This is a genomic window from Candidatus Symbiopectobacterium sp. NZEC135 (assembly GCF_025962695.1).
On record NZ_JAGFPF010001284.1, the window covers coordinates 1 to 620 of the forward strand.

At 56.0% G+C, this 620-nt stretch carries 1 pseudogene; it reads right to left on the reverse strand.

From position 1 onward, the window contains the following. A pseudogene (locus J5224_RS33845) lies at positions 1-620 on the reverse strand (condensin subunit MukF); the annotation flags it as partial.

Sequence of the window (620 nt, forward strand, 5' to 3'; positions counted from 1 at the left end):
CTTCATACTCCAGTTCCGGCGGCAACTCGCCCGTCACTTCATCGCTGCGCAGCGCCAGCTCTTCATCGCGCATGTCCAGCAGGCGATCGGCATTGGCGAAGGTCAGTGCCCAGGGCTGATCGAAATAACTTTGCACCGACTGGCGCAGGCGCTGAGCGAATACCCGGTTTTTATCCATATCAATGGCGGTACGGATAAACTTGTGGACGTGTCGGTCATAGCCAATCCACAGGTCGATGGTCTGTTGTCCCCAACTGATGATGCGATCCAGCTTGGCTTGCAGATCGAACACCAGTTTATCGACAAACTCCAGCTCAGGATGCTGCATCGTCGCTTCCTGAATCTGCAACAAGCTGGTTTGCAGCTTATCGCCCGCCGCCTCCAGCGTGTCCTGCAATTCACGCAGAATGCCGGACGTTTCTGTCAGCAGATGCTCGCAGCTGGAAATGGCAGCGCGCCAGTCTTGCGTCAGCAGCGCAGCGATATCCTCTTTCACACCCTGCTGCTGCTCGTCCATCACGCGCTGTGAGAGATCGATGCTGTCAAAAATTTCCGCCACCGAATATTTGAGCGGCGGGAACACATTTCGGTGCCAGTGAAACTCATCACCCCCCTCTTCG